37 protein-coding genes are annotated in these 26,342 nt (G+C 47.0%); all 37 read left to right on the top strand.

Annotated elements, in window-relative coordinates; all coding sequences use genetic code 11:
• Positions 1-38 precede the first annotated feature (38 nt).
• A complete protein-coding gene (locus ACT3QP_RS00780; RefSeq protein WP_444524100.1) occupies positions 39-788 on the top strand; it encodes a Rha family transcriptional regulator in 750 nt (249 codons plus the stop codon).
• The gene (locus ACT3QP_RS00775) at positions 785-1,279 is read left to right on the top strand and encodes an HNH endonuclease (protein ID WP_192518066.1); all 495 of its coding nucleotides are present in this window, start codon (positions 785-787) and stop codon (positions 1,277-1,279) included. Before ACT3QP_RS00780 ends, ACT3QP_RS00775 begins: the two co-directional genes overlap by 4 nt.
• Positions 1,276-2,199 carry a hypothetical protein gene (locus ACT3QP_RS00770; RefSeq protein ID WP_444524099.1) on the top strand — a complete coding sequence of 308 codons (924 nt, stop codon included), beginning with the start codon at positions 1,276-1,278 and terminating at the stop codon, positions 2,197-2,199. Before ACT3QP_RS00775 ends, ACT3QP_RS00770 begins: the two co-directional genes overlap by 4 nt.
• Positions 2,153-2,761 (top strand): replication protein P, encoded by a 609-nt coding sequence (locus ACT3QP_RS00765; protein ID WP_444524098.1) that lies wholly within the window; start codon positions 2,153-2,155, stop codon positions 2,759-2,761. Before ACT3QP_RS00770 ends, ACT3QP_RS00765 begins: the two co-directional genes overlap by 47 nt.
• A gap of 28 nt (positions 2,762-2,789) precedes the next feature.
• On the top strand, positions 2,790-3,143 hold the full coding sequence (locus ACT3QP_RS00760; protein WP_444524097.1) for a hypothetical protein: 354 nt from the start codon (positions 2,790-2,792) through the stop codon (positions 3,141-3,143).
• On the top strand, positions 3,140-3,403 hold the full coding sequence (locus ACT3QP_RS00755; RefSeq protein WP_444524096.1) for a hypothetical protein: 264 nt from the start codon (positions 3,140-3,142) through the stop codon (positions 3,401-3,403). The genes ACT3QP_RS00760 and ACT3QP_RS00755 overlap by 4 nt, the downstream gene beginning before the upstream one ends.
• The gene (locus ACT3QP_RS00750; RefSeq protein ID WP_444524095.1) at positions 3,400-3,645 is read left to right on the top strand and encodes a hypothetical protein; all 246 of its coding nucleotides are present in this window, start codon (positions 3,400-3,402) and stop codon (positions 3,643-3,645) included. The genes ACT3QP_RS00755 and ACT3QP_RS00750 overlap by 4 nt, the downstream gene beginning before the upstream one ends.
• On the top strand, positions 3,642-3,905 hold the full coding sequence (locus tag ACT3QP_RS00745) for a hypothetical protein (protein WP_444524094.1): 264 nt from the start codon (positions 3,642-3,644) through the stop codon (positions 3,903-3,905). The genes ACT3QP_RS00750 and ACT3QP_RS00745 overlap by 4 nt, the downstream gene beginning before the upstream one ends.
• 88 nt (positions 3,906-3,993) lie before the next feature.
• Entirely contained in the window at positions 3,994-4,215 is a 222-nt protein-coding gene (locus tag ACT3QP_RS00740) for a hypothetical protein (protein WP_444524093.1), read from the top strand.
• A 19-nt stretch (positions 4,216-4,234) separates the two neighbouring features.
• Complete coding sequence (locus tag ACT3QP_RS00735; protein ID WP_444524092.1) at positions 4,235-4,660, top strand: DUF1064 domain-containing protein; 426 nt, start codon at positions 4,235-4,237, stop codon at positions 4,658-4,660.
• Between the two features lie 45 nt (positions 4,661-4,705).
• Positions 4,706-5,284: a hypothetical protein gene (locus tag ACT3QP_RS00730; RefSeq protein ID WP_444524091.1), complete on the top strand. Its 579-nt coding sequence runs from the start codon at positions 4,706-4,708 to the stop codon at positions 5,282-5,284.
• Positions 5,281-5,466, top strand: coding sequence for a hypothetical protein (locus ACT3QP_RS00725; protein ID WP_444524090.1), 186 nt, complete (start codon positions 5,281-5,283; stop codon positions 5,464-5,466). Before ACT3QP_RS00730 ends, ACT3QP_RS00725 begins: the two co-directional genes overlap by 4 nt.
• Positions 5,459-5,638: a hypothetical protein gene (locus tag ACT3QP_RS00720; protein ID WP_444524089.1), complete on the top strand. Its 180-nt coding sequence runs from the start codon at positions 5,459-5,461 to the stop codon at positions 5,636-5,638. Before ACT3QP_RS00725 ends, ACT3QP_RS00720 begins: the two co-directional genes overlap by 8 nt.
• Positions 5,628-6,014, top strand: coding sequence for a deoxynucleotide monophosphate kinase family protein (locus tag ACT3QP_RS00715; protein WP_444524088.1), 387 nt, complete (start codon positions 5,628-5,630; stop codon positions 6,012-6,014). Before ACT3QP_RS00720 ends, ACT3QP_RS00715 begins: the two co-directional genes overlap by 11 nt.
• The gene (locus ACT3QP_RS00710) at positions 6,014-6,481 is read left to right on the top strand and encodes a hypothetical protein (RefSeq protein WP_444524087.1); all 468 of its coding nucleotides are present in this window, start codon (positions 6,014-6,016) and stop codon (positions 6,479-6,481) included. Before ACT3QP_RS00715 ends, ACT3QP_RS00710 begins: the two co-directional genes overlap by 1 nt.
• A gap of 103 nt (positions 6,482-6,584) precedes the next feature.
• Positions 6,585-7,052, top strand: coding sequence for a hypothetical protein (locus ACT3QP_RS00705; protein ID WP_444524086.1), 468 nt, complete (start codon positions 6,585-6,587; stop codon positions 7,050-7,052).
• Positions 7,053-7,238: 186 nt separating this feature from the next.
• Positions 7,239-7,931 carry a hypothetical protein gene (locus ACT3QP_RS00700; RefSeq protein ID WP_444524085.1) on the top strand — a complete coding sequence of 231 codons (693 nt, stop codon included), beginning with the start codon at positions 7,239-7,241 and terminating at the stop codon, positions 7,929-7,931.
• The gene (locus ACT3QP_RS00695) at positions 7,924-9,540 is read left to right on the top strand and encodes a terminase (protein ID WP_444524084.1); all 1,617 of its coding nucleotides are present in this window, start codon (positions 7,924-7,926) and stop codon (positions 9,538-9,540) included. Before ACT3QP_RS00700 ends, ACT3QP_RS00695 begins: the two co-directional genes overlap by 8 nt.
• 11 nt (positions 9,541-9,551) lie before the next feature.
• Positions 9,552-11,864 carry a portal protein gene (locus ACT3QP_RS00690; protein WP_444524083.1) on the top strand — a complete coding sequence of 771 codons (2,313 nt, stop codon included), beginning with the start codon at positions 9,552-9,554 and terminating at the stop codon, positions 11,862-11,864.
• 111 nt (positions 11,865-11,975) lie between these two features.
• Positions 11,976-12,542 (top strand): hypothetical protein, encoded by a 567-nt coding sequence (locus tag ACT3QP_RS00685; protein ID WP_444524082.1) that lies wholly within the window; start codon positions 11,976-11,978, stop codon positions 12,540-12,542.
• The gene (locus ACT3QP_RS00680) at positions 12,539-12,829 is read left to right on the top strand and encodes a hypothetical protein (RefSeq protein ID WP_444524081.1); all 291 of its coding nucleotides are present in this window, start codon (positions 12,539-12,541) and stop codon (positions 12,827-12,829) included. Before ACT3QP_RS00685 ends, ACT3QP_RS00680 begins: the two co-directional genes overlap by 4 nt.
• The gene (locus ACT3QP_RS00675) at positions 12,822-13,157 is read left to right on the top strand and encodes a hypothetical protein (RefSeq protein ID WP_444524080.1); all 336 of its coding nucleotides are present in this window, start codon (positions 12,822-12,824) and stop codon (positions 13,155-13,157) included. Before ACT3QP_RS00680 ends, ACT3QP_RS00675 begins: the two co-directional genes overlap by 8 nt.
• On the top strand, positions 13,147-13,347 hold the full coding sequence (locus tag ACT3QP_RS00670) for a hypothetical protein (RefSeq protein ID WP_444524079.1): 201 nt from the start codon (positions 13,147-13,149) through the stop codon (positions 13,345-13,347). Before ACT3QP_RS00675 ends, ACT3QP_RS00670 begins: the two co-directional genes overlap by 11 nt.
• A gap of 116 nt (positions 13,348-13,463) precedes the next feature.
• The gene (locus ACT3QP_RS00665) at positions 13,464-13,808 is read left to right on the top strand and encodes a hypothetical protein (RefSeq protein ID WP_444524078.1); all 345 of its coding nucleotides are present in this window, start codon (positions 13,464-13,466) and stop codon (positions 13,806-13,808) included.
• On the top strand, positions 13,805-14,287 hold the full coding sequence (locus ACT3QP_RS00660) for a hypothetical protein (protein WP_444524077.1): 483 nt from the start codon (positions 13,805-13,807) through the stop codon (positions 14,285-14,287). The genes ACT3QP_RS00665 and ACT3QP_RS00660 overlap by 4 nt, the downstream gene beginning before the upstream one ends.
• A 15-nt stretch (positions 14,288-14,302) precedes the next feature.
• Positions 14,303-14,497 (top strand): hypothetical protein, encoded by a 195-nt coding sequence (locus ACT3QP_RS00655; RefSeq protein ID WP_444524076.1) that lies wholly within the window; start codon positions 14,303-14,305, stop codon positions 14,495-14,497.
• 187 nt (positions 14,498-14,684) lie between these two features.
• On the top strand, positions 14,685-15,746 hold the full coding sequence (locus ACT3QP_RS00650) for a hypothetical protein (RefSeq protein WP_444524075.1): 1,062 nt from the start codon (positions 14,685-14,687) through the stop codon (positions 15,744-15,746).
• A gap of 12 nt (positions 15,747-15,758) precedes the next feature.
• Positions 15,759-17,048, top strand: a complete 1,290-nt coding sequence (locus ACT3QP_RS00645) for a N4-gp56 family major capsid protein (protein WP_444524074.1) — start codon at positions 15,759-15,761, stop codon at positions 17,046-17,048.
• A gap of 72 nt (positions 17,049-17,120) precedes the next feature.
• The gene (locus ACT3QP_RS00640; protein ID WP_444524073.1) at positions 17,121-17,603 is read left to right on the top strand and encodes a hypothetical protein; all 483 of its coding nucleotides are present in this window, start codon (positions 17,121-17,123) and stop codon (positions 17,601-17,603) included.
• Positions 17,604-17,699: 96 nt separating this feature from the next.
• Positions 17,700-18,170 (top strand): hypothetical protein, encoded by a 471-nt coding sequence (locus tag ACT3QP_RS00635; RefSeq protein WP_444524072.1) that lies wholly within the window; start codon positions 17,700-17,702, stop codon positions 18,168-18,170.
• On the top strand, positions 18,170-18,844 hold the full coding sequence (locus ACT3QP_RS00630; protein ID WP_444524071.1) for a phage adaptor protein: 675 nt from the start codon (positions 18,170-18,172) through the stop codon (positions 18,842-18,844). Before ACT3QP_RS00635 ends, ACT3QP_RS00630 begins: the two co-directional genes overlap by 1 nt.
• A 21-nt stretch (positions 18,845-18,865) precedes the next feature.
• The gene (locus ACT3QP_RS00625; RefSeq protein WP_444524070.1) at positions 18,866-19,273 is read left to right on the top strand and encodes a hypothetical protein; all 408 of its coding nucleotides are present in this window, start codon (positions 18,866-18,868) and stop codon (positions 19,271-19,273) included.
• A 64-nt stretch (positions 19,274-19,337) separates the two neighbouring features.
• Positions 19,338-19,670 carry a hypothetical protein gene (locus ACT3QP_RS00620; RefSeq protein WP_444524069.1) on the top strand — a complete coding sequence of 111 codons (333 nt, stop codon included), beginning with the start codon at positions 19,338-19,340 and terminating at the stop codon, positions 19,668-19,670.
• A 2-nt stretch (positions 19,671-19,672) separates the two neighbouring features.
• Positions 19,673-20,536: a hypothetical protein gene (locus ACT3QP_RS00615; RefSeq protein WP_444524068.1), complete on the top strand. Its 864-nt coding sequence runs from the start codon at positions 19,673-19,675 to the stop codon at positions 20,534-20,536.
• 11 nt (positions 20,537-20,547) lie between these two features.
• A complete protein-coding gene (locus ACT3QP_RS00610) occupies positions 20,548-24,537 on the top strand; it encodes a hypothetical protein (RefSeq protein WP_444524067.1) in 3,990 nt (1,329 codons plus the stop codon).
• Entirely contained in the window at positions 24,470-25,705 is a 1,236-nt protein-coding gene (locus ACT3QP_RS00605) for a hypothetical protein (protein ID WP_444524066.1), read from the top strand. The genes ACT3QP_RS00610 and ACT3QP_RS00605 overlap by 68 nt, the downstream gene beginning before the upstream one ends.
• A gap of 35 nt (positions 25,706-25,740) precedes the next feature.
• The gene (locus tag ACT3QP_RS00600; RefSeq protein ID WP_444524065.1) at positions 25,741-26,340 is read left to right on the top strand and encodes a hypothetical protein; all 600 of its coding nucleotides are present in this window, start codon (positions 25,741-25,743) and stop codon (positions 26,338-26,340) included.
• Positions 26,341-26,342: the final 2 nt, after the last annotated feature.

Genomic DNA, 26,342 nt, shown 5'->3' with positions numbered 1-26,342 from the left:
GCCTCAAAACACTAACTAAGAAATTGGAGTATATATCTATGAACAACATTATGCAAGTAACTGACATTAGCAAAACAATGAGCAGTCGTGAAATCGCAGCGCTCACCAAGAAAGATCACTCGCATGTCATACGCGATATTCGGTCAATGCTATCACGGATAGATGATCCATCTATGGATGATGCTGATTTTAAAGAGGTTTTTGATAGTCGCGGCTATACGTCAGAGATTAGTTTAAACAAGGATTTAACACTCACTTTAGTCGCTGGCTATAACTCACGTTTTAGATATGCGGTGATTAAGCGCTGGCAAGAACTGGAGGCGCAAGCCAGCCAACCGGTCATGCCAGCACTACCGGACTTTACAAATCCAGCAGATGCAGCGATTGCCTGGGCGGAGCAATACAGAGCTAAAGAGGCGGCGCAAGCTCAAGTCACAGAGTTAAAACCTAAAGCAGCGGCATTAGACACGCTCAGTCACGCTAAAGGCTCTCTTGGCATACGTGAGACAGCAAACACGGTTGGCATACCAGAGCGCAAGTTTATAGCGCGTTGTACCGATGAAAACAAGCCAGTGTCATCAAGGTTTATGTACCGCGATGACAAAGGCAAGTTAAGGGCTTACTCGCACCGTATCAAGCAAGGCTTTATGACTCAAAAAATCACAAGCTATGCAGGCAAGAACGGTAAAAACCTTGTGACAGTGCAGGTTAAATTTACTGCAGCAGGCGTGGCTAAGATTGCAGAGATGCTTGAGAAAGAGCGCAACAAAGAATTGGAGGCGGTATGAGATTCAGAGACTACCAAGCCGAACAACAAGAAAAATCCATTCACGTTGATACAAGGCAGCCTATTGGTGAGATTACACCAGCAACTATCTGCAATGGTGTTATTAAGTGCCAGTTATGCGACCAAGATGCGAATAGCGACTACATAGATCAGGATGTTTTTGTTTGTTTGCGCTGTGCAGACTTAATTAGCAATATTTCTGCATCAGACTTTGGCAGAAGCTCTTTTTCGTTAGCCACATGGGATAGAAATGATTTATTTGGGCGTGGCAATCATAGAGAGAAGCTAAAGGATTCTGTTAAGAGGTCTGTGCTTGAAGCTAGCGACTATCGCTGCATTGCTTGTGGTGCAAGTAAGAACCTATGTATCGATCATATTATGCCGGTAGCAAAAGGCGGTAGTAACGATATAGAAAACCTGCAAACACTTTGTCGGTCGTGCAACCGACAAAAAGGCACCAAGACTATGCAGGAATGGGAGGCCTCGAAATGAGATACCACGGTCGTATTAACTATGTTAAATGCCACGAGTGGGGTTTAAACGTCGCTCAAGGCGCTTTGTTTGACTTGCTTAACGAATCTAGCTCATGGGCTAAAACGCATATCGTAGGCGAAGATGTTTACTACTGGGTTTCACGAAACAAGGTACTGGATGAACTGCCAGTCGTCTATAAAAAAGCCGACACTGTTTATCGTAATTTAAAAGTTTTAGAAGAAAAGTGCTTAATTGTGTACATCAAAGAAGGCGTAAAAGACCTTGTTATGTTGACTGAAAAAGGTAAGACATGGAACGCAAAAATCAACTCGGATTTAAATCCGAGTAACGGTGAAACGGACAAAAACACGGATATAAATCCGAGTAAGGTCGGAAATAAATCCGAGAATACAGGTAAAAACACGGATGTAAATCCGACAGATAAGGATACCAATATTAATAAGGTTACCAGTAATAAGAATACCAGTGACAGTGATAATTCAGGTGATTGGATTGATGAAAGTTTTGAAGAGTTCTATGAACTTTACCCAAATAAGAAGGGCAAGGGACAAGCAGAGAAGACTTGGAATAACGTATTCACAGGTAAAGGCAGCCACAAGAAACCAAGCAATCCAGTTGAGCTTTTTGAAACGATCATGATTGCTGTAAAAGCACAGACACCCATCATTCTTGCTTCAGAACCACGTTATAGAAAACATCCTAGCACTTGGTTGAACGCTAAGGCGTGGCTTGATGAGATAGAACACCCACAGCCAACAAACAACTTTCAGGGGAACGGATATGCAAACAACCAACCAGCTAACAACAAACCTCGCAGAGAAACTACAGAAGAATACCAGCAGCGGATGCAACGAGAGTTTAACCAAGAGTTTGGAATCGAAGTACAGCCCGACAGCCATACAGACTGCTACAGCTAAAGTCTTAAATCTTTTTGCAGAACTCAAGGAGGAGTACGGCGCATTGTTTGACAACAAAGACCATCGTTACACACCAGCCAAGGCACGCGAATGGGCAGTTGAGCTACTAGAGTCAGGTATCAACGGCGAACAGTACCAACGTGGACGCTGGCAAGCAATGAAGCAGCAGGATTATCCAGTAGAGCGAGCTTACAAGTTTATCAAGCTATGCAAGCAAGGTGAGATTGATACGTACCCCTCAGCCACAGAAGCTTTTGATAACGCTTGCAGTCAAAGCGGCTTGATCGAGGATAAGTACGTCAAGCGTCAGTGGCTCCACGATGTCGTACAGCTAACAGCGCACAGAGTTGGCATGGGTAGGCTCAAAACCGCAGACAACAAGTTTCTGGGCTATTTCAGCAAGGTTTATGAGCAGGTTTGCAGCGAGCATGAGGCTGGCACGTTGTCTCTAGTACCAGTAGAGCGTCAGATTGCACACAGTCACCATCCAGTTGAAGTGGGCAGTGAGGTGGATAAAGAGATTAGTAAGAAATTGGCAGAGTTGCGGAAAATTTCAGCATAAATAAACAGTTACTACGGAGTAAGACGCTATGAGCATTATTAAATTTGAGAAAAAAGAATATCGAGTCGTTACATCGTGTGAGCACAACAACGTAAGCATCGATAGAGCTAACAAGCGGATAACGTGTAGAGACTGTGACGCAGTGCTTGATCCTTTTGACGCAATCATGGGCTACTCAGATGCGCTAGATGATTGGGCTAAACGGTTGGATAAATATGCAGATGATACCAAGCGTGATTTTGCTCGCAATCAGATAGTCGCTCGCAGACTTGAAAATAAGAAAAAAACCAAGTGCCACCACTGCGGTGAAGTCACAGATATCAAAATCAAAGAGCCAACGCTTTGGGAGTCTCACGAAGAAATGGTTAAGGGGTCGGTATGAGCAAACCAGACCGCTATTTTATCGCCTTCGTGCATATCGACATGCCTTGGTGCAGCAGCCCGAAAGCATGGCAGCCAGTTTCTAACGATATTGTCTTATTTGAGCAGCCGGACATGCCAGCCTATGACGATGTTGTGAGTGCAGTTAAGCGGGCGTGTCCAGTAGCAGTGGGCGTCTTGCTGAATAATTTGCATGAGATCAACCACACGGATTTTTTAAAGTTTATTAACGGTAGTAAGGATTGGGAGGTGAGCACGTGAATAAGTTTATAACCAAGCACTCAGTAATTTTGAATGATTATGAAAGTCATAAATTTGTATCGTTTCAATTCTACCAAAATGGCGTGATTATTAAGAGCAGGCAAGACCAAGTAAATAACAAGGAAAGTGGCGGTAATCCAAATCATTTTTCATCCTTGATAGTCTCGCACCTAAAAAACGATGAAGCTATCAAGCTGCGTGACCGTCTTTTGGCTCGCTATCCTATTGAGGCTGACAAATGAAAAATTTAACGCAGGCAACCTTTGCAGGGCAACCAAAGTGGATCAAAAGCGCGGCAGTTGATAGTAATGGTAAAGCTCATTTCTACAGCTATAAGAAAAGAAGGTTAAGCCCTAAGCATCGTGTACCACTTTGTTATGACTATTGGTATTTAAAAGCTGGATGTAGTCTAACAGTGTTTCTTAATTTTAGGTCGGAGCTTATTGGCGATGGGTTTAATGCTGATAACTGGGAAAACAGCGCAATAAACAGAGTCCTTTAATATGAAAAAATCCCCATCCGACTACACGCCAGGCGAGCAGAAGTACCTAGCTCGCCAGCAAGCGCTCAAAGCTGGCAAGCCGAACGCCATGACGTACTTTAAAAACGTCGCAGTGACCAAGGCAGGAGATTTCGTGATTGGTTTGACATACAACATCGATTTACAGCGTTACTCATGTAGCGCGATTGAGATTGACGGGGTGCGCGATAACGGCAAGTTGTGCGAGTGGGATAAAAGCGGAAACGCACTGTATGACGATGTAAGCGATTTATTATTGGCTTCGGTACATTCGGGTGTAAGAACAATTTAAACAGCAGGAGGGCGGTAAATTGGCACGAAAAACACGAAAAAAAGGCAAAAGACCGTCGAAGCTTGAAGAATTGGTCAGAGAAATAGACGGTAAGCCTGCTAATAAGTTTGGTGCGGTCAAAAAAACGATAGATGGCATTAAGTTTGACAGTACAAGGGAGGCAAAACGCTATGAGGAGTTAAAGCTACTTGAGCGTGCCGGCAAGATTAAGGATTTAGAGGTTCAGCCAGTCTATGTTTTGGTCAAAAGCGTGAAGTACAAGAACGCCAAGCGCGCCAAGCCAGCTATGAAATATACCGCTGATTTTAGATATTGGGATGTAGAGAAAAATGAGCTGGTGGTTGAGGATATTAAATCTAAGGCCACAGCGAAAGAGACAGACTACATAATGCGTCGGCATATGATGCTTGCATTCCATGGAATTGAAGTTCTTGAAAAATATTGAAGCTCTACACGAACTGTATTGTAAACAAAAAAAAGGATTATTTTTATGGATAGATTGATTTACGGAGTTGGATGTAATTCAAAAACAAGACATAAAGCTCTTGTTGGTGGCAGACCTACAGCAGCTTACGATAAATGGCATGGTATGTTTCAGCGCTGCTATAGCCCTAGATTCCAAAAGAAAAACCCTACTTACATCGGGTGTGTTGTTGATGAAAAATGGCATGACTTCCAAGATTTCGCTGATTGGTTTAATGGCCGCGAATATAATGATATAGGTTATCAACTAGACAAAGACATACTGGTTCCTAATAACAAAGTTTATAGTCCTGACGCATGTTGTTTAGTACCTAGCGAATTGAACTCGCTATTTGTAAGCCGTGCAGCTGGCAGAGGGGTTCTGCCACAAGGTGTTTATTTGCATAAAGTTAGCGGCAAGTATAAGGCGCAATTAAATGTAAGCTCAAAGAGGTTGCATTTAGGTTACTTCGACTGTCCCAACGAGGCTTATCAAGCATACAAGACCGCCAAAGAAGCTCATGTTAAAGCCAAAGCTATGGACTGGAAAGATAGGATTGATCCTCGGGTATTTACAGCACTAATGAATTGGAGGTTGGAAACATGAAGATAGAGGTAAAAATGCTTACGGGCACAGCGCGAACAGTCGCAGGCACGGTTACGATTGACGGTCGTACCAGCTCGCTACGCAATGTACCAGTGAAGCTAGGTGGTAATCAGACAGAGCGCGAGCAGGCATTGGTTGCTGCAGCGAAAAAAGAGCAGGGAATAGGAGCGATAGATGACTGAGGAATTAAAAGCGCTGGTTGCTGCAGCGAAAGCTGTCAGAAAGTCGTTAATAGAGTACGACGAAGACGAGCACGCCAGCGGTGAGATATTTTACTGTGAAATGCTGTGCGATTCGGTCGATTTACTATCTTATGCTGTGAAGGAGTACGAGGAATCTATCAATGAAAAATAAATCTAAAACGCTGGCGCGTCACGGCTCGCTTGATGAGTATGTGGATAGCTTGCCAGCACATGAAAGCTATCCAGTAGTTGACGATACGTTTAACGACGACACGGTGGCACAGACGTTTGGCGAATCAAATGCTGGCAAGTACGTAATTGTGCCCGATGTACGTTTTGAAAATGAGGCAGACCTTGTGCGTGAGCATGGCGTTTTAATTCACCTGGTTGGCCGTGGTGGTATCGAAGGCAATCACGTATCAGAGAACGCTATTGAGTTTAAGCCTGGCGATATTGTGATTGATAACTCGCGTGATTTGGCTTGGTTGTATAGTCAGGTTGATGGTAATGCGGCGCTGGGTGAGTTTATAAGCGAGGTGAGCGAGTGATGGATATGTTAACAGTTGTTAAGCGGGAGACTCTTTCATTCAAAGGAGAGTGCATCTTGGTTGTAAGGGCGTCTGATGAACGGTTTTACGTTTCTAGGGTTCACTCTAGTGCCGCATTAGATATGTCAACAACAGGGTTTTATAATTATTTTAACCAGAACTCAAGCAAGGAAAGCACACAGCATATTAAAATTGAGTACACAAACGGCGTAGGTAGTCAGGATGTTGCCACAGCTTTTTGCGAGCTAAGCGCTTTGGTGCAAGTGCTAGAAAAGAGGTTGAAGCTTAAAACTCATTTGAGCAATCGAAAGAAATCGAAAGACTACCTTGATTGGCTAAAAAGACAGACGTTTTTTATTGACAAACAACCATTGCCTTCACCTAGCAAAAAGAAACAAGAAAAAAGAGCGCTTGTTAATGTGTCGATATTTAACATCCCCATTATTGAGGTGAATATTACTTGGTAGATAAATAAAAACACCCATGTTGGTCGCATGGGTGCTTTGGCTGGCAAGTAACAGAGCAATGTTATTCGCATGTTGATTATATAATATTTTGAGGATGAATCACATGCAGATGACAAATAAGCAGCGAGTATTGGACGCGGTTACTGATTTACACAATCAAGAGCAAGTTGTTACGCGCGAAACGCTATCTGACGTACTGGACTTAAAACAGACCATTATCGATGACAATTTGTCGTCATTGGTTAATGATGATTTGATTCACCGCGTGCAGCGTGGCGTCTATGTGCCAACAGTTGAGCATAAGCCCGCCCGCGTTATTAGTAAGATCGTACTGCCAGATGGTACGACAGTGATAGATATTGGTGACAACATTGTGCTGACGCTAACGCCCAAGGAAAGCCGCGTATTAGGCAATTTGATGATGTGCGAGGCATTGCAGTACAGCAATATCGAATCAGGTCATCACGCAGCGCTGACGACTGCTAAGATGGATTTAGAGCTTAAAAACATGCGCAAGGCACTGCGCAAGTTGACAGCAGGGCAGAACGAGAGCCAACCAGCTTTGTTGTAGGAATGAAAAACCCCGCCAAGTGCGGGGTTTTTTTTGTGCTTAAAAAGCAATGATTGCATAAAAACGCACAAAACGCGCACAAAATTGCGCGCCAGCTTGCACAGTGTGCGTAACTACCCCTGTAAGGTTCGCAATTTTCACGTACAGCGCCTAACATCATGCTATTAAAGGCTTTCGGGGTATGATATGGCCAAGAAAAACAACAAAGGCGCGACTGACTGGGAAGAAGTCGAGCGGCTTTATCGCGCAGATTTGCGCACAAACGCGCAACTTGCAAAAGAGTTTGGCGTGCATGTGAGCACGGTTGCGCGTCGAGCCAAAAAGCATGGCTGGACTAAAGACCTAAAGCAGCGTATCAAAGAGCGTACCAATGCGCTTGTGCAAAAGCGTGCTGTCAAAGCGCTGGCAAGTGACGACCAGACTATCGAAGAAAACGCGCAGATTAACGCAAACATTAAAATGGCGCACAGGCAAGACATTGGTGATGCTCGCAGTATCGCAATGACCTTGCTTGACGATCTAAAAGCGCAGATCGGCGCAGACAACCGCCAGCGCTTAGAAGACTTGTTTATTGCAGCGCTCAAAGCAGAGGTGATTGATGCCAGCGCGCTCGAAGCGTATGAGCGTGTCACATCGCTATCTAATCATGTTCGAGTGATGAAAGACCTAGCAGACACTATGACCAAGCTGGTCACGCTTGAGCGTCAAGCCTATGGTCTTGATGATGAAGATAACTCGCCAGCCGACGCACTCACCACATTACTACACAGTATTGCTGCTAATAACGGCAATGCCTTTGGCGTAGTTAAGTCTGATCCCGCGTATGAGGGCGAACCTGCCGGCAATAGCATTGGCGTGAAGGCAGACGTTGATGACTGAGATAATCCACACGACTTCTCTAAACCCACTCCCAACCGATGCAGCTGAGCTGGCAAGATGCTTAGCTGATCCGTATTGGCGTGTGTTCAGTGGTTGTCTGTATAAGATTATGATTAAGGGTGATGACGAAGAAGACGTAGAAGCTGAGAGCTATGTCGTGCCATTTAAGCCGAATGCTGCACAGAAAAAGTTTATCGATAGACTCTGGCACCGCAACATCATTCTAAAAGCGCGCCAGCTTGGTTTTACCACGCTCATTGCCATACTTTGGCTTGATCATGCTTTGTTCAACGCTGACCAGCGCTGCGGTATTATCGCACAAGATAAGAACGCGGCTGAGGTTATCTTCCGCGATAAAGTGAAGTTTGCTTACGAAAACTTGCCGACCGAGATACGCGAGCGCTTCCCGCTGGCAAGAGACAGCGCTATTGAGTTGCTATTTGCTCATAACAACTCATCAATCCGTGTGGCCACGTCGATGCGTTCTGGCACCATTCACCGCCTGCATATCTCAGAGTTTGGCAAAATTTGCGCAAAATACCCTGAAAAAGCTAAAGAAGTAATGACCGGCTCAATCCCTGCCGTTCCTGCCAGCGGCATCTTGGTCATTGAATCGACCGCCGAAGGTCGTGACGGTGACTTCTTCCGCCTCACTCAAGCCGCGCAAAAGCATTTCTATTCACGCAAGAAGCTATCGAGCAAAGATTACCGCCTGCATTTTTACGCTTGGTGGCAAGAGTCGAACTATCGCGTCAATTCGCGCTCAGTCGATATCACTGACGCTGAGCATGAGTATTTTGATCAGGTAGAGATTATCGCTAAGCGCGATATGGGTATCGATATGAAACTCGATCCTGATCAACGTGCCTGGTACGTCGCAATCAAGAACAGTGACTTTGTGGGCGCTGAAGAGCGCATGTGGCAAGAGTATCCATCGTTCCCTGATGAGCCATTCCAAGTCAGCACAGAAGGCCATTACTACGCAAAAGACATGCTACAGCTGCGCAAGCGTGGCGGTGTGTGCCATATAGACGAGCTTGACGTGCCGGTTGATACGTTTTGGGATATTGGCAACTCAGATGGCTGCGCTATTTGGTTTTTGCAGCACATGAACGGCCAAGACCGCTGGATAAGATACTACGAAGCGCATAACGAGACGCTAAAGCATTATGTCGCTGAGCTTAGAAGCTACGGCTATGTCTTTGGCACGCACTACCTGCCGCATGACGCTGATCATAAGCGCCTATCAGACACCAATAAATCAACACGCGAAATGCTTGAGGACTTAATGCCTGGTGAAGTCTTTGAAGTCGTGCCGCTTATTTCTGAGCTTATGACTGGCATACAACAGACACGCGCTGCGATGAAGTCTTACTACTTTGATGAAGTGGCTTGCCAGCTCGGTATCAAGCGCATCGAGGGTTATAAGAAGGTATTTAGCAGTAAAGACAATCGATACACGAATAGACCGAACAAAGCCAATGGTTGCTCAGAAGCAGCCGATGCGCTCAGACAACACGCACAAGCAAAAGAGGCTGGCTTGCTCGGCAGGTCGGATAAAACATACACGTATGAAGAACAGGACGCCGATGACTGGCGCGTAATGTAGAGGATTGATAGATGATTAACGTAGCGACAGACATAAGCGCAGGCGTAGTGACTGATGCAGTAAACGACGTGCCAGCCGATGAGCAAACACTCAGTCTGGTTGAGTATCAAGAGATACTACACGAGGTCGAAGAGCAACCGCGCTGGCGAGCTATTGCAGATTCAGAGATGGATTATGCCGATGGTAATCAGCTAGACGGTGAGTTATTAAAGAAGCAGCGTGAGCTTGGACTCCCGCCAGCGGTTGAAAATCTAATTGGCCCCGCTTTGCGCGCAATCCAAGGCTATGAGCAGTCGGTACGCACTGACTGGCGAGTGACGCCCAACGGTGAGGTTGGTGGTCAAGACGTGGCAGATGCACTCAATTACAAAATCAATCAAGCTGAGCGTAATAGTAAAGCGGATAAAGCATGTAGTGATGCATTCGAGACACAGATTAAGTGCGGCCTTGGTTGGGTTGAAGTGTCACGCGAGACAGACCCATTCAAATATCCTTACCGCTGCCGCAAGATTCATCGCAATGAGATTCATTGGGATATGAACGCAGTCGAGTCAGACTTGTCCGATGCTCGCTGGTTAAGGCGTGCTAAGTGGCTGCGTCCCGAGCGTATCGCTTTATCATTCCCTGAGCATAAAGACCTGATTATGTCGATCGGTCGTCATGGTGCCGACTGGTACAACATGCCAAACTTTGATGGCGGCTCAAGCACTGGGCTGGGTAATGCTTGGGGCGAAGGTCGTAGTAACACGCTGCAAGAAGAGCGCTGGTACAACACAACACGTAAAGAGCTGTGTATCTTCGAGGTTTGGTATCGCCGATGGGAGAGTGTGCCAGTTATTAAGACGCCTGACGGTCGTGTCGTTGAATATGATGAAGATAATGAAAACCATGTGATGGCTGTAGCTGCCGGCATGACCAAGCCAATCAAAGCCACAGTTACTCGTATGCGCCGATCGTATTGGTTGGGCCCACATTTACTCAGTGACGAGCCAAGTCCTTATCAGCACACACACTTTCCTTATGTGCCGTTTTGGGGCTTTAAAGAAGACGCGACTGGCATACCTTATGGTTATGTGCGTGACATGAAGTACCCACAAGATAGTTTGAATAGTGCACTGTCTAAACTACGTTGGGGTATGAGCGTCACACGTACTGAGCGTACCAAAGGTGCAGTTAATATGACTGATGCACAGGTACGCAGGCAAGCAGCACGTCCTGACTCTGATTTTGTTCTCGATCAATCTCACATGGCGAAAGCTGGTGCGCGCTTTGAGATTATCCGCGATTACCAGTTGACCGATCAACACTATCAGATGCTTGGTGAGAACAGAGAGTCAATCAATCGCACGTCTGGTATCACGCCAAGCTTTCAAGGTGGACAAGGTAACGCGCAATCAGGTTATCAAGAGCAACTGCAGGTCGAGCAGAGCAATCAATCACTTGCCGACATGATGGACAACTTCCGAGATGGGCGTAAGAATGTTGGTGAGCTCCTGCTATCGATGCTCATTGAGGATATGGGTAACGAGCCGCAGACGGTCGTTATCACTGGCGATGCAGTCACAGAAGATAGAACGGTAATGATTAATGCGCCAGAGCGTGACCCTGTGACCGGACAGACTTACTTGTCTAATGACGTGCAGAAAACACGCCTCATGGTCGCATTGGAAGACGTGCCAAGCACCAACAGCTATCGTGGCCAGCAGTTGAACGCATTTAGTGAGGCGGTCAAGTCCCTGCCAGCCGAGATGCAAGTAGCAGCCATGCCATACATGATTGCCCTCATGGATATCCCGCATAAAGAAAACTTTATCGAAGATATCAAAGCGATGCAGCAGCAGCAGACGCCAGAAGAGATCGAGAAGGCGCAGCAAGAGGCGATTAAAGACGCATTGGTTAAGGCTGCTAACGACATCAAGATGCGCGAGCTTGAGATTAAAGAGCTTAAAGCGGCCAGTGAGATTAAAAACCTTGAAGCTAAAGCAGTGCAGACTGGTGTTAGCAGTGCATATAGTGCGATGCAGGGCGGCGCTCAGATTGCACAGATGCCGCAGGTAGCGCCTATTGCTGATGAGATCATGATGAGCGCAGGCTATCAACGTCCCAACCCTTACGGCGTTGACCCTAACTATCCTACTGCCGACATGCCAGCACAGCCAGTAGAGCAACCACTGCCTGATGACATGGCTGGCGAGTTACCAGAGCAAGCGGTCGATGTGCAGCAAAACACCAGCCCGATGTTCCCGCCAGTACCGCAAGACGGTCAGTCACCCATGCAAGGCATTGAAACGCCAACAATTACTGACAACTTGCCAGTGGAGTGATAAACTGAATTGGTCAGATAGGTTGATAAGTAGCTCTTAATAACTGAAAGCGCGTTACGCTAGACGCGCTTCTGACGCCCTCTACTAGCGATTACAGTAGCGAGTAATGTTATGTCTATAACCACAAAAGAGATTGACGCCTTACGGCAGGAGTTTGTCACGCAAGCCATCAACCACAGACTGATAGCTAACTCAGTAGCGAGGTCAAGCGGCAATGCTGAATATTGCAATGAGTGCTTTAGTATTGCGCTAGAAAACATAGGTAGGCGCAACCTATCGCATATAGACATGCCGAACGGCCTTGAAAGGGACGGTGTGCGTATAGCATCTGCCTTTATCCAAGGTTACTTGACTGCTAAAAACATTAAGCTGCAAGAAGAACCCACAGAGCGTTTCATAAATCACATAGATTGTTTTGCGCAATCTGAGCAAGGTGATTTTGAAGGCTTTATAAAAATGAAGAAGTGGTTTTTGGAAAGAACCCCTAAGCATGAGTTAGAAAGGTTTATTGAAGAGACTATAGGTATTGCTGAATATATTGATACTCAGGTAAGTAGTCCTAAACTAGATGCGTTCTGTAAAGAGCTTGAGTTGTTAAAACCTAGTAATACAGACCGTTTCGCAATGGGAACGCCTGGCGTTGACCATGCTGGCGAGAACAAGGAGGGTGACTTGTGATAAGCCTCACACATGAAGAATACGACATTCTGCTAGACGAGTTTCTACTACGTGACGACATCAAGGTTATGGTGCGTCATGTCAGTCCCAACAACTATGTTGTCTTAGGTCGCAGGTGTTTTGAGACTGCCTTTAGATCATATGATGATTATATGTTTCGTAATGATAATTACAGCTCAACCGAACAGAATCTAATCAATATTGCTCGCGCCATGCTTATTGGTTACCAATTAGGTAAGGATATTAAGAGTGGTGTAAGTCAGAGAGGAGTTGCAGCTAATGACTAATCTAATCACTCACGCAATCCGAAAGATCATTAAAAAAGACCTAGAGGTTTTTGACGACCTTAATGCCACGATAATAATCCGAGGTGGCCAAACTGATGTGCCAACTTATGAAGCGGAAGTGACGTGCTTTAGACTTGATATATCTTTCAATATAGTGGTAAAACGTAGCGATGTCAGCGTAGGGGATTTTCGTAAGCAGGCGCATGAAGAGTTAAGAAAAGCTATCAACCTTAAGCTTATGCCTATGGGTAAAAAATCTGGGAATATAAATTTAAGTAATTCTTTGCAGCGGTATTTAGTGACAAAAGGTCTTTCTAATGATCTGTAATATCCAAAACGCAATCCGCAAACAAACCGCTATCGATGCGCTGGCAAGACTGAACGCTGGACTTGCTAGCATTCCACCTAAGCGCTTTATGATGGCTGGTCGTCAGCATGGCTTTACTAGATATCATATGCAATGGTTGTGGCGCGTGAATGCTGAGCGTGCTTATCTTGAGAGTGTTGTTAATTCATAGGCGAGACTGTGATTATAATAGAGATTAACCTCGATATATTTTATCCGCTGGCTTTGCTGGCCATCCTAACTTGGGGCTTTATTATGGCCGCATTAATATTAAAATAAGGATTATCTATGAACATCGACTTACTTATGAATGGTCAAGCCGAAGCAGTCAGCCTGAGCGAGCAGGGCATGAGTATCACTGAGTATCTATACAGCTTTACCAGTAGCGATGACGCGCCAGCAACCATGATGGTCAACACTACCAACGGTGACTTGATACGTGAGAGCTTAGAATCCGCGCCAGTTGAACTATCACAGAATGATGTGGACGCTACCGATAAGCCGCAGATGCGCATTACCATCAACGACATGCTGACCGACAATGACGTACTACTGTTCCGCGCCAAGCCTAAGACGCAAGGTGTGGGGATTGGTGATGCGTTGCAAGAGTTGTTGGATGAGGTGAAATCATGAATGACGATACCGTTACCTATACTGCCGAGCTAAAGCTGCCCACGCTCGAAGCCAACTTAACCACGTATGGCAACATAGCAGAGTTAAAACACCCTTGGTTCAAGCGCACGTTTGAGGCTGGCGAGGACGGCAATCAAGTAACAGTGCCGCGTCTTCGAGATATGCTTAAATGCAAAGGGTATAAGACCGAGCTAAAAGAAGATGACGAGCTGCTTATCGTCAAGGGTTCTTTTAGTGTTATGTTGGTATTGCATTACCCAGCATTCAGCGACTCTACAATCGAGCAGATAGATTGGATATTTGAAACTTTAGGTCAGGAAGTTAAAGACAGCATTCAAGCTGAGGTTGATAGAACGATGGCTAGAAGCGAGGCTTTTTGGGCTAAGACAAGCCAGCGAAATAACTTAATGCGTAAGGTGGATAGTCGATACCGCGATGGTGATTGGTTCGAGTCGTGCAAGTCAGATGATCATGATTGAGGATGAGGTGAAGTGATGGATTTAGAAAGAATGAACGACGCTGATAGCATTCATTGGCTAAAAGTCGCTATGCGTCAAGCGCAGTCAGATATTAAGAAAGCTAACAAGCGGATTTTTGAGTTAGAGCGAGAGATTGATGTGTTAAATAAAAAGCCAAAAGCACTTATTACACCACTTGATTTTAACGGCAACCCATTTCCAACTAAGTAGCTAGTGCGTTCAAACCCAAACCACCCTTCGCGGTGGTTTTTTTGTGCCCAAAATTTGGCTGGCAAGCCCGACACCCCTGTAAGGTTCGCATAAAACGCCCTCACGCTTTAAATTGTTATCAAGCCATTGCTAGTGGCGAAACCTGTTTTTTAACGGTAGCCCTCCGACATGGGTAAAGGACAGATTAATGACAGTTGATGCAAATAGTTTTATTGATGAAAACTTTGATGACGGCGATTGGTCGCCCGAACAAGCAGCGCAATACTTGGAAGCAAGTATGAATGGCGATACCGAGCAATCGGAAAGTATCGACACGCCAGCCGATACCGATGCAGAAGACGAGCAGACCGAAGTAGAAGCCGATAAGGACGACACGCCAGCCACAGAAACCCCTACCGATAAGCCCGAAGATGATGCCACGTCGAACGACGACGCAGAAGCAGACGGCGAAAAGGTTGTGTTAGCTCGTGACGGCGTACACACCATTCCTTATGAAAAGTTGGTCGAAGTGCGTGAGCGTGACCGCGTATCACAAGAGCAGTTAGCCGCTGCCAATGCCGAGTTGGAAGCTTTACGCAAGCAAGTACAAACGCCTGCCAATGCCGCACCTACGCAGCAAGAGCAGGACATTGAGACGGCACAGGCCGCAATCGATGCTGGCGTGAACCCTGACTACTTTGGAGACTTCTCTGAAGAGGCTTTAGCAGAAGGTATTAACAAGCTGATTGATGAGCGCGTATCAGCACAAGTCGATGCTCGTGTTGCAAAGGCTTTAGAGCCAATGCAGCAAAAAGAGCAGGAAAGCGCTGCTGAGGCACACATGCGCACGATTTACGAAGCGCACCAAGACGCTGATTCAGTAGTCGAGAGCGGCGAGTTTGAGGCATGGAAGGCGAGCCAGCCGTCCTACGCTCAATCCGCTGTCGATGCTGTATTGGCGCAAGGTACGGCTGAGCAAGTCGTCGAGCTACTCAACAACTATAAGCAGTCAACCAATAGCACCGCTGAGCCTGCCAAGGCCGATAACGAGCCTGCCAAACCAACGGCAGACGAGTTAAAAGCCAAGGCACGCGAAGCAATCAACAATACCGCGCCCGCTGTTCCTGCCAGCCTAAGTGATATTCCTGGTGGACACAAAGGCGCAACCAATCTTGCCGAGCAGATGGACTCAATGTCTGCTGTTGATCTGGCAAACACAATGATGGACTGGTCGCCTGAGAAGCGCGAACAATACTTAAACAACCTTTAGGAGTGGCAATAGATGGCTACCAAAACCCACGCCGCATACGGCGATAAGAAAAACATGGTTGTACAGGCCGCTGGCTTGTTTGCAACTCACATGAACCGAAACGGCACGATGAACAAGCTGACAGGTAAGATGCCTAAAGGCACTGCTGGCGCTGAGGCGACTCTACGCAAGCAAACTACCCAGCACATGCCTATCGTGCAAGTACAAGACTTGGGTAAAGGCACTGGTGATGAAGTCACCTTTAACCTACTCAATCCAGTAGGCGCAAAGCCCATCATGGGCAGTAACTTTGCCGAAGGCCGCGGCACTGGCATGTCGTTTAGTACCGATAAGCTGCGCGTCAATCAAGCGCGCTTCCCAATCGATATGGGCGATACGATGACCACCATTCGCAGCCCCGTTGATTTTCGTGCCGTCGGTCGCCCCGTCGCTCAAAACTTGATGGACCGTTATGTCGATCAGTCGTTACTTGTGCACATGGCTGGCGCGCGTGGCCATCAAAACAACATTGAGTGGGTTATCCCTACCAGTGATGATGCTAAATTCAATGAAATCATGGTCAACCGCGTTAAAGCCCCGACCAAAAACCGCCATTACTTAGCGACTGGCGATGCTGTGCAGCAATTTAGCGAGACTGGCGGCGAGGTTGATATCACAACTGCTGACATGCTGAAGATGGACACCATCGATAGTATGAAATCACTGATGGACCAAATCGCCCTACCGCCGCCTATCGTTAAGTTTGAAGGTGACACCATGGCGGATGATGACCCAATCCGCGTTTGGTACCTCTCGCCAGCCCAGTACAACAAGTTTGCGGCTGATCCTCAGTTCCGCCAGTTCCAAGCCGCTGCGTTGGCTCGTGCCGCTCAAGCTGCTGGCCACCCATTGTTCAAAGGCCAGGCTGGTATCTGGAATGGCTTCTTGATGATCAAGATGCCGCGCCCAATCCGCTTCTATGCCGGTGATGACATGCAGTATTGCACCTCGTACACCAGCGAAGAAGAAGCCACTGCTAAAGTGCCAGAGTCATTCGGTGAGAAGTTTGCCGTTGACCGTTCGCTTATCTTGGGCGGGCAGGCTGTCGCTGAAGCCATGGGCGCTGCTAAGAGTTCAAGCCTGCCGTTCTTTTGGTCAGAGAAAGAGCTTGACCACGGCGATAAGGTCGAGCTGCTTATCGGTGCTATTCGCGGCGTCTCTAAGATTCGCTTTGATGTGGACACAGGCAACGGCCATGAGTTCACTGACTACGGTATTACTGTGGTCGATACTGCTGTCGATTCGTTCGGTCGCGGCAAGTAAGGCTATCGTTGAGCGCTGCGCTGGTGGCGCTTAGCAATCACTGACTTCATCAAAAAAAAGGGAGATAGCCAGATGGCTACAATCAAATCAAACAAGGCGCTGGTGACCAATCACTTCACCTTTACTGCGCCTTACGGCAATACCACAACGCTCGGTTACAACCTAAAGACCAATGACACTGGTGTGGTCGAAGGTGGTGATGCAGATACCGCGCCGCAAGTGGGTGATGTTATCGACTTGGGGTTACTACCTGAAGGCTGGTGCTTGGCTGATGCGCAGGTGTTTGTCACTGTGGGCATGAGCGACACAGTCACAGGCAGTTTAGGCTTTGCTTATGAAGACGGCGAAGATGATACCGATGTACCACAAGACGATGAGTATTTTGTGGCTGCTGGTGCCGACCTAGCAACTGCTGGCCGCTTGCGTGCTGACGGTAGCAAGCTTGTCGTACTGCCCAAACCTGCCCGCCTAATCCTCACGCTGGCTGGTGCAGCCAATGCCAAGGCGTCAGATATCACGGTGACAGTATCAGGCGAGTTGACCGGTTATAACTAATAACACCGTTGCTCAGATATGAGCAACGGAACAATATCAATGCTTTACAAAGGCTGGCTGGTGACAGTCGGCCTTTTTTCTTAGGAGTAACCAGCGATGGGACAACAAGATGAAGTATCAATCAAATACATTGGCAAGCGCGAACCGTGGCATGACCGGCTTTACCGCACTGGCCTTGTCTTTGATTGCAATCAAGTACGCACTATCCCTTGGGATATGGCCCGCAAGTTTTTACGTCACGAAGACCTATTTGAAAAGGTGGATGCTGATGCGAAAGACGAAAGTGATGAAGCGGGTAAGTCGTCAGAAGATGATGCGCAGAATGACAGCGAGCAAGATTCTGATGATACGCAGGCGCTGCTTGATGAGCAAGAGGCTAAAAATAAAGACAAAGATGATGAGCAGCGTGAGCTGCAAGCGCTGTATGACCAGGTGAATGTCATGGACAAAGATGCGCTGAAAGACTTTGCGCAAAATCACTATCAGCAAAATACCAATAACTCTAAGTCAGTCGAAAACATCCGTCTTGATGTGACCAGTATGATTGACCAGTTTGGAGCACCGTAATGATTTTATCTGAATTGATACGCAAGTTTCGTGTTGCAGCTTTTGATATGGAGCAGCCGTATCTATTCGCTGATGAAGACATTACCGACTGGCTGAACGATGGCGTGAAGGAAGCAGCTATCCGTGGCCGCTTGATTCATGACTCTACCACCACTGAGGTTTGTACTGTCAGCACGCAGCCTGGTGTTGCTAACTACGCGCTGCATGAGTCTCTATATGAGATTGATGCTATCCATTGGTTAGGTAGCAGCAACCCTTATGAAGCAAATCCGTTGTCTTTAATCTCACAAGAAGAGATGGCTGATATCTGGCACGACTGGCGCACACGCGACCACGGTACGCCTGAATACGTTATTCAATACGACACAGGTATCAGGCTCGTGCCAGCGCCTCGTGAGGCTGGCGTGATTGCGCTTGAGGGTTATCGCACGCCACTTGCGCCAATGACGCTCGATACCGACCGCCCTGAGATAAACATCATTCACCATGAATACCTTATTCAGTGGGCGCTTCATAAGGGTTTCAGCGTACCTGATGCTGAGACTTTTGACTTAAACCGCGCAGCACTGGCTGAGCAGGAGTTTACCAATTACTTTGGTGAGCGTCCTGATGCAGACTTGCGGCGTATCACACGACACGATATACCCCATACGGTTAAGCCGTACTGGGTTTAACTCAATACAGGAGACAGCCTGATGGCTAACACGTTATACGATGCCGCACGCAAGCGGTTTTTAGAGGGACAGATCAACTGGATGACCGATACTATCAAGGTCTATCTAGTCGATACTGGCGCTTATACGCCACAAACCAGTACGCATGAATACCTATCGGATATTTCAAGCTCAGCGCGTATTGCTGGACCGGTGAGGCTAACCAGTAAAGCTACCGCCGGTGGTGCAGCTGACGCCGCAGACGTTACGTTTACCTCAGTCAGTGGCGCAAGTATTGAAGCTATTGTGATTTACTCAGATACGGGCACAGAAGCTACCAGTCCGCTGATTGCCTATATCGACACAGCTACCGGCTTGCCTATTACGCCCAATGGCGGTGACATTATCGTCACTTGGGATAACGGGACCAATAAGATATTTAAGTTATAATCCCTATAAAGCCGTTCCTCAGATATGAGGAACGGAACAATAACAATGACTTAGGATTGCTGATATGACAGAAGCTATTGAGAAGCCAAAGCGTAAGCCGCGCGCTAAGAAGCCGCCAACGCAAACAGCTGGCGTGACTGGTATTGACGGGCATGGCGGCATGGGTGAAGCACCAGTAGAGCCGCGCATTAATTGGTTTAAGTTGGTAGGCTTGCCAGCTTTTGAAATGTTTGTTGCTGAGCAGTCCGGGCAGACAGTTGGCAGCGCTGCTAATGACTGGGTAGCAGCAAGGCGCGCCACGCTAGGGGATAGTGCGCTTTATGATCAGTATGCTGTATGGCATAAAAACAAAGGGCTATGGGCAAACGAAACGCCCACCGGTGAAGTTAAGGATTAATCATGGATTTTTTAACCTCTGACGGTGCGTTCACTAAGATTACAACCAGTAGTGACGGCAATCACCCGGATCAAATTTACGAGAACTGGTGTACTGAATTAGGGGTGACTTCGGCTAGCGCTGGAATGGACAGTGATGACACCGGTTGGACTACAAGGGTAACACCTGGCGCAAGCATAAGAGCGCTGGGGCTAACTGATAAACTGGGGTTTGCGTCTGAGGGTAGTATTGAAATATTTAAGACCGAGCCTGGGGCTGGTGCCTCAAAAGGCATAGACATTCCTGGCGTATCCAGAATGTACACTACCAATGCTGGCGTCCGTAGAATGTGTATTAGCTTCCACCCAGGGTATGATGCTGGTAGCGCAGGCACCAAGCGCGCGCAAAATGACCGTTATTTTTTATTATCAGGAACGATAAACCGAAGCAGCGCTTCTAATGCGACTGTATATTTTGCGCTTCGGCTGGAGTATGGAGTGGGGTTTACACTGGCGCTAAAGCTAATAAACAAGGCTAGCATACCTATTTATGCTTTTGAGATAGGCGCTAACGACTCTACCATAACCCAGCAAGCCTTAATTGCCACATTATCATCTTCTGATCCTGAAACCTTGGTAGTGAATGGTGATTATCGATACGGTACGCTATCCGGCACCGTCATCAATGAAGCCGGGCTTCCTGCTGAAAGGGAGATTAGATGCTATGATCGCGTAAGCGGACAGCTTTTATATAAAACCCAAAGTGATGTTGCTGGCGCTTATACTGTCCCAGCGCTGAGTGATGGTGAAATGTATATAGTTGCATTAGACGATGACCTGCCCCCGTCCTTAAACGCACTGATATTTGACAGAATTACATACAATTAAGGCTAGCAATTATGAGCTACGATAAACCTTTAAGCGATAGCTTGGAGTTCAACTTTGGTCAAAGTAGCCCATACACAACCCCTGATTTTAATGCGCTGCATTTTGACTTTTTACCGCCGTCAAAAAAAAAGGATATAACCTACAAGCCGCCAGCTAATAACAAGCTGGCTTTTAACTTTAGTCAAAGCTCAGCCTACACACCGCCTAAATTCAACAGTATTCACTTTGACTTTCTGCCACCAGCCAGCAATGGAAACGAAATATCGCCTTTCGGCATATTCAACCCCAACAATGCTGGCGAGCCTACAATACTATGGACTGAGTTTGCAGACCCTTACGGCTTTGACGCAAGCAGACTTGGCACTGCTACTGTAAGGCTTGGCAAGCCGGTACCTGTATTTAACTTCACGTCATCTCAACCCTACACTAAGCCAAGCTATGAAAGCATACGTTTTGTTTTTGGCAGTGGTGGTGCAAAAGGGATAGTCTTAGTACCAGCTATTGATCCTGGTCCTTTTGGCTTGGCTGGCGTTAAGCAAGACCAGCCTATAACTGGCGTTGGTGGCTTTAATGCGTCCGCAATAGGTCAGCTAAAGATAAGTAACAAGACAACCTACTTATCTACACCAGGCATAGCTTCTTTTAGATCCGGCACCGCACAGCTAAAGAACAAGACTGAGCAGCTTTACCCTACTGGCGTTCCTGCCAGCCTTTACGGTAAGCCGCTAATATTCAACTCAAAACAGTTCGCGCCGGTACAAGGTAGAGATCAATCCCTTTACGGCAAGCCGTTTATGAGAGGTGGTGTAAGATGGATAGATCCTAGTGGTTTATTATCGCAAGCCATAGGACGCCCAGCACTACTTAACACAACGGCGAACCATTACGCTTACCCCACCGGCATACCTAGCAAGACAGTGTTTGCGTCACCCGTTATCACACCTCATACAATATGGGCGCGTGGAATACTAGGTACTCAGTTTGGTAATGTTGCCGTAATACCGGCGCTATCCATAAAGCCTAAAGGTATCAATAGCTTTGCTGCTGGCAATACTACTATATGGTATCGCGTAAGACCATTGGGCGTGGCTGGCTTTGGCTCTTATGAAACCGGCTATCCTAAAGTATTTGATCCCTCGCAAACTTTCTACCCAAGCCCTACGCTTAGATCGTCTGTCTTTGGTGATGTGCGTATTCGTAATAACAATTCATACATCAAGCCAGCTGGTATCGATAGCCTGGCTATGAGTGAATGGGCAACGATATATCCTAGAAACAAAGTTTTATATGCGCGCTCATTTGTAGCTCAGCTGTTTGGTGATACAGTAATTAATAACAAGTCACCGTCTATATTCTTTAACGGCTTGCCAGCACCGGCGTTCCCTGATCATGCTATTGGTTATCGCATTAGGAAGATTGCGCCCACCGGCTTTGATCATTTAAAGCTAGGCAGTCCTAACGTCATCAAAACGCCTGAGCTAAACCCCAATGGATTAGCCGCTACGGGCTTTGGCTTGCAATGGGTATCAAACTATACCAGGCACATACAGAACAACAGCAAGGACCATAGTAGCGCTGGCGTACCAGTAGTATGGTTTAGGTTTAGGTATGTAACGCCCGGATCTTGGCAGTCGTCAAGGTTTAGCTCAGCTGCAACCTTAACGCATGGCGTGCGTGAAGTAATAGGTAAAGGCTTTATCCAACAAGGTTATGGTAATGCCTGGGTTAGTCGCGGCGTCAGATTGGTTCAGCCGCTTTCTATCCATAAAGAATACCCAAGCAATCATTTTGTAGGTCGGCACCAACAGATCAGCCCACTAGGGTTTGTTGCCACAAAATTTGGCACGCGCATTATCCCTGATATACAAGCCTTGTACCCACTAGGGTTTACTGGTGTTTTTGGGCTGGCAAGCGTGGACCTATCTATTAGGCATTTAAAAACTAAAGGGTTTGCAACTGGTGGAGATCAGGAAGCGCTAAGATGGGGCTGGCATACGGTATATAACAAAACACAATACATCGTCCAGGAATTTGCTGGCGATAATGGATTGGTGCCGCCTAAGTGGTCAGACTGGACGGCCATTGCTAATAGGAATAGAGTTATCCGCGCAAGCGGCCTAAGCTCGCAAAAAATTGGTTACTCACAAATTGATAACAATGCAGCGCCATTGCTTCCAAAAGGTATTGAGCCGCCAGTAAGCAACAACACAATGGTGGCGTATGCTATCCGATCGATACCGGCAGATGGTATCAAGCCGCCGCTAGTTAGCAGCTGGGTAGTGGTTTATAACGACGCAAGAGTGATGAATCCAAAGGGATTGACACACTCAGACTACGGCAATGCTGGCGTGGTAAATACTCGCAGGTATTACCGCAACATAGGGCGTATTGATAGCCTAGAAACAGGCACGCCAATGATAGCGTATGCAATCCGCACGATTGATATTGAGCCTAGATACTCTATTGCGCCGCCACAAATAAACCTACCGACGGTGGATTTATACACAAGATATATAGGATTTCAAGGATATGAAACCGCTAGGCATGGCCTAGCATCACTATCTATTCATTTAAGGATTATCGCGCCTAAATGGGTGCATAGAGATAAGGCAGGCGTGCCAGCGTTAAAAAACCTAACGCCTGAGCTTGGTGTGTACGGTCACAATAGCGATGAGTATGGTCGCGCACAAATAAGGACACAGTGGCGCGAGGTGATAGCGCAAGGCGATAACTCGAACGTGTTTGGTTTGTTGAAGATAGCAGACACCAAGCAGTCAATAGAGGTTCGAGGTTTACAATCAGGCATATCAAGCCAGCGCCATACCGTTACAAAAACAGGCACCAATCCTTATGTTGTTCAAAATATATGGCTAAACAATGATTCAGACGATAGTAAAGATGGGTTTGGCATACCAACAGACGCCAGTTTCTTTGATAAGCAGGTACCTAAGCCGTCACTTAATCAAAATGTGATATACCCCGAGGGTAGGCAATCATCAAAATTTGGCACTATATTTATGTGGTCCAATAATCTAATGGTTGATGGAGGCATTGGCTTCCCTGATAACTCAGTGCCAAACCCCATGGTCAGTAATAAAGATAGGGTTGTCGCAATTAGCGAGGGCATGGATTATACAATAGAGGTGAGTGAGGGAGCTAGGCTGTCACCTCACACTATCTACGCAGTCATGGACGCGCCAGCGCAAGCAATCAAAAATCACAAGCCAGGTAGATTGCATTATGTTAATTCAAACGGAGGTAACAGAAAACCTGGCGAGGTGTTTGGTCGTGCTTTTGTGGAAAGTACAATAAGGACTATCAAGCCAAGATGGTCGAGTCCGTCATCTTACTACACCATAGGTCGCCCTACGCTAACCCTAAGTTTGGCCGTAGTTAAACCTGACTCGTTTAGGTTATCTCGTTTTGGTATTCCAAGCATTCCTTTTACGCCGCAATCAATCGTCGTTAGGGCTGGCGTGTATGATAACGTCTTTGGTATTACAGGTGTTAAGCCGCCGCCATACACAGGGCCGCAATATATAAACCTAAAAGGTATTTATAGCACCGTCTTTGGTGCAACCTACACTGATAACTATGTACGCACGCTTTATGCGCGCGGTGGCGATAGCTTGATCATGGGAAAGAAAAAGAGCAACGACACGCCGTTTATGTGGCAAGGCTTGCGCATAGGTGAGCATGTGCCGCTTATAATAGGCGGTGGTGATATGGCATTGTATGGCGAGCACAGAATAAGCCACTGGATTCAAGAGGTTTTATCAGAGGGTTTCGAGTCTTTTAGAAGCGAGTATAGCTTAGAGTCTTTTTATGATCGTATGACGGTTAAGAACGCAGACAAAAAACTACCAGCCTTGTTGACGATTAACACCGCAAGTATTAATCCTGCCAGCGCCATTGGCTATCAGGATGTAAAATATGGCCAGCGTTATATTAGGCCGGACGGTAATTCAAACCAATATAGAAAAGGAGCGCCAAGTGCCTAATCAGAGCTTTATGCCATGTTTCGGTATTGATAACACAAGCGAGGATGCTGCCATGGTCCAAGGTGGCCGTGAGCCGTTTGTTTACATGCGCGATGCAGTAAATGTGAATGTCACGCCAGCTGGCAAGATGGATATGATTGCCAGTGGCGGCAAGGTGACAGACAAGTCTTATAAGCACATTTGGCAAAGCCCGTTGCATAAAGACGTATTTGCCGTGCTTGGCGATGATCTTGTCAAAGTAAATACCGCTGATTGGACGCATGAGGCAATAGCAACCATTGGCAATGGCGGCACAGTCGTGTATGAAGTGCTTAATAATCGCGTGGTAGCAGCCAATAAGTATGGTTTATTCATCTATGATGGCAAGACGTGCCAACCACTAACCATTGACGCGCCACCGCCGCCATTTCTAGCCAGCGCAATATCTGACCACACCAGAACGAGAAGTGTTGCTATCTCATGGTTGCGCGGCAATATGGAGTCGTCGCTGTCTAACTATGTACCAATGGGCGAGGGTGGTGATGTAGCGCTGCCAATGGTGACAGACCCAACGGTGACTGGTGTGAATATTTATGCCACCAGTGTTGGCGGCACCGACATGCAGCTGGCAGGTGCTGTCAATCGTGACGACACCAGCTTTACTATCACTGAGGATCATAAGCTCGGCATGGCCGCACAGTTCGCCCATCTATCACCCATGCCTACAGGTAAGTATCTTTGCTACTGGCGCGGACGCTTAATCACAGCCACAGCCAACGTCATCCGTTTTAGTGAGCCGCTGGCTTATCACTTGCACGATGAGCGCCATGGTTTTATCCAAGCCAGCCAGCGCGTCACCTTTATTCAGCCAGTCGATAATGGCTTATGGGTGGGGCAGGTTGATCATGTGATATTCATTCAAGGCACCAGTCCGGACGATATGACCATCTCTATTAAGAGCGCTCAAGCACCGGTGCCAAACAGCGCAATACAAATACCAAGTAATGATATTGGTGAAGTAGCAGAGGGCGGCAGCCTGGTAACAGTCTGGCTGGCAAGCAACGGTTATGTAGCTGGCAGTAGCACTGGGCAAATCATAGAGTATCAGTCTGGGCGCATTAGCAATATCAGTGCACAGTCTGGCACTACTGTAAGGTTCGACCGCAGGCTCGTCACAGCGGTAAACTGATCACGGTTAATTAAATTGTCAAAGGAGACAAAACCGTGAAATCACAAAAGTCATTAAACCCCTTCTTAGCCAGCGCCTTACTAGCAGCAGTAAACGCGAACGACTACACGACCAATGATGACGGCAGTATCACCACTGGCAAAGGTATTACTGCCAAAGGTGAATATTTTGACCGTATCAACGGCGGCGAGTGGACTCGTACCGAAAACCTTATCCCAACCGAAGGCCTTGCGCACATTCTAAACGTCGCGCTCGGTACCACGCCAAAACCTGCCAGCTACCACTTAGCGCTATTCTCCGCAGCAGCGCAGCCACAGGCTAACTGGACAGCTGCAAGTTTTGCTAGTACCGCCTCTGAGATTGTGAGTATGACCGAAGGCTATAGCGCAGCCACGCGACCAACCTGGACGCCTGCTAATACCTCGACCAACTCAATCGATAACATGGCAGCCGTCGCAAAAGTCACCATGAAAACTGCCAGTAGCTTAACCGTTCAAGGTGCAGCCATGCTGACCAGTAGCGCAAAAGGTGGGACGACTGGCGCGTTAATCAGTGCGAGTAAGTATGCGTCACCTCGCGTATTTCAAGATGGTGATACTTACGAGATTGGCTATCGCATCAGCTTAACAGTGTAGGT

The organism is Psychrobacter sp. AOP7-B1-24 (assembly GCF_052376215.1).
Lineage (GTDB): Bacteria > Pseudomonadota > Gammaproteobacteria > Pseudomonadales > Moraxellaceae > Psychrobacter.
Note: the sequence above shows the minus strand (reverse complement) of the source record. Positions and strands in the feature narration are given on the sequence as shown.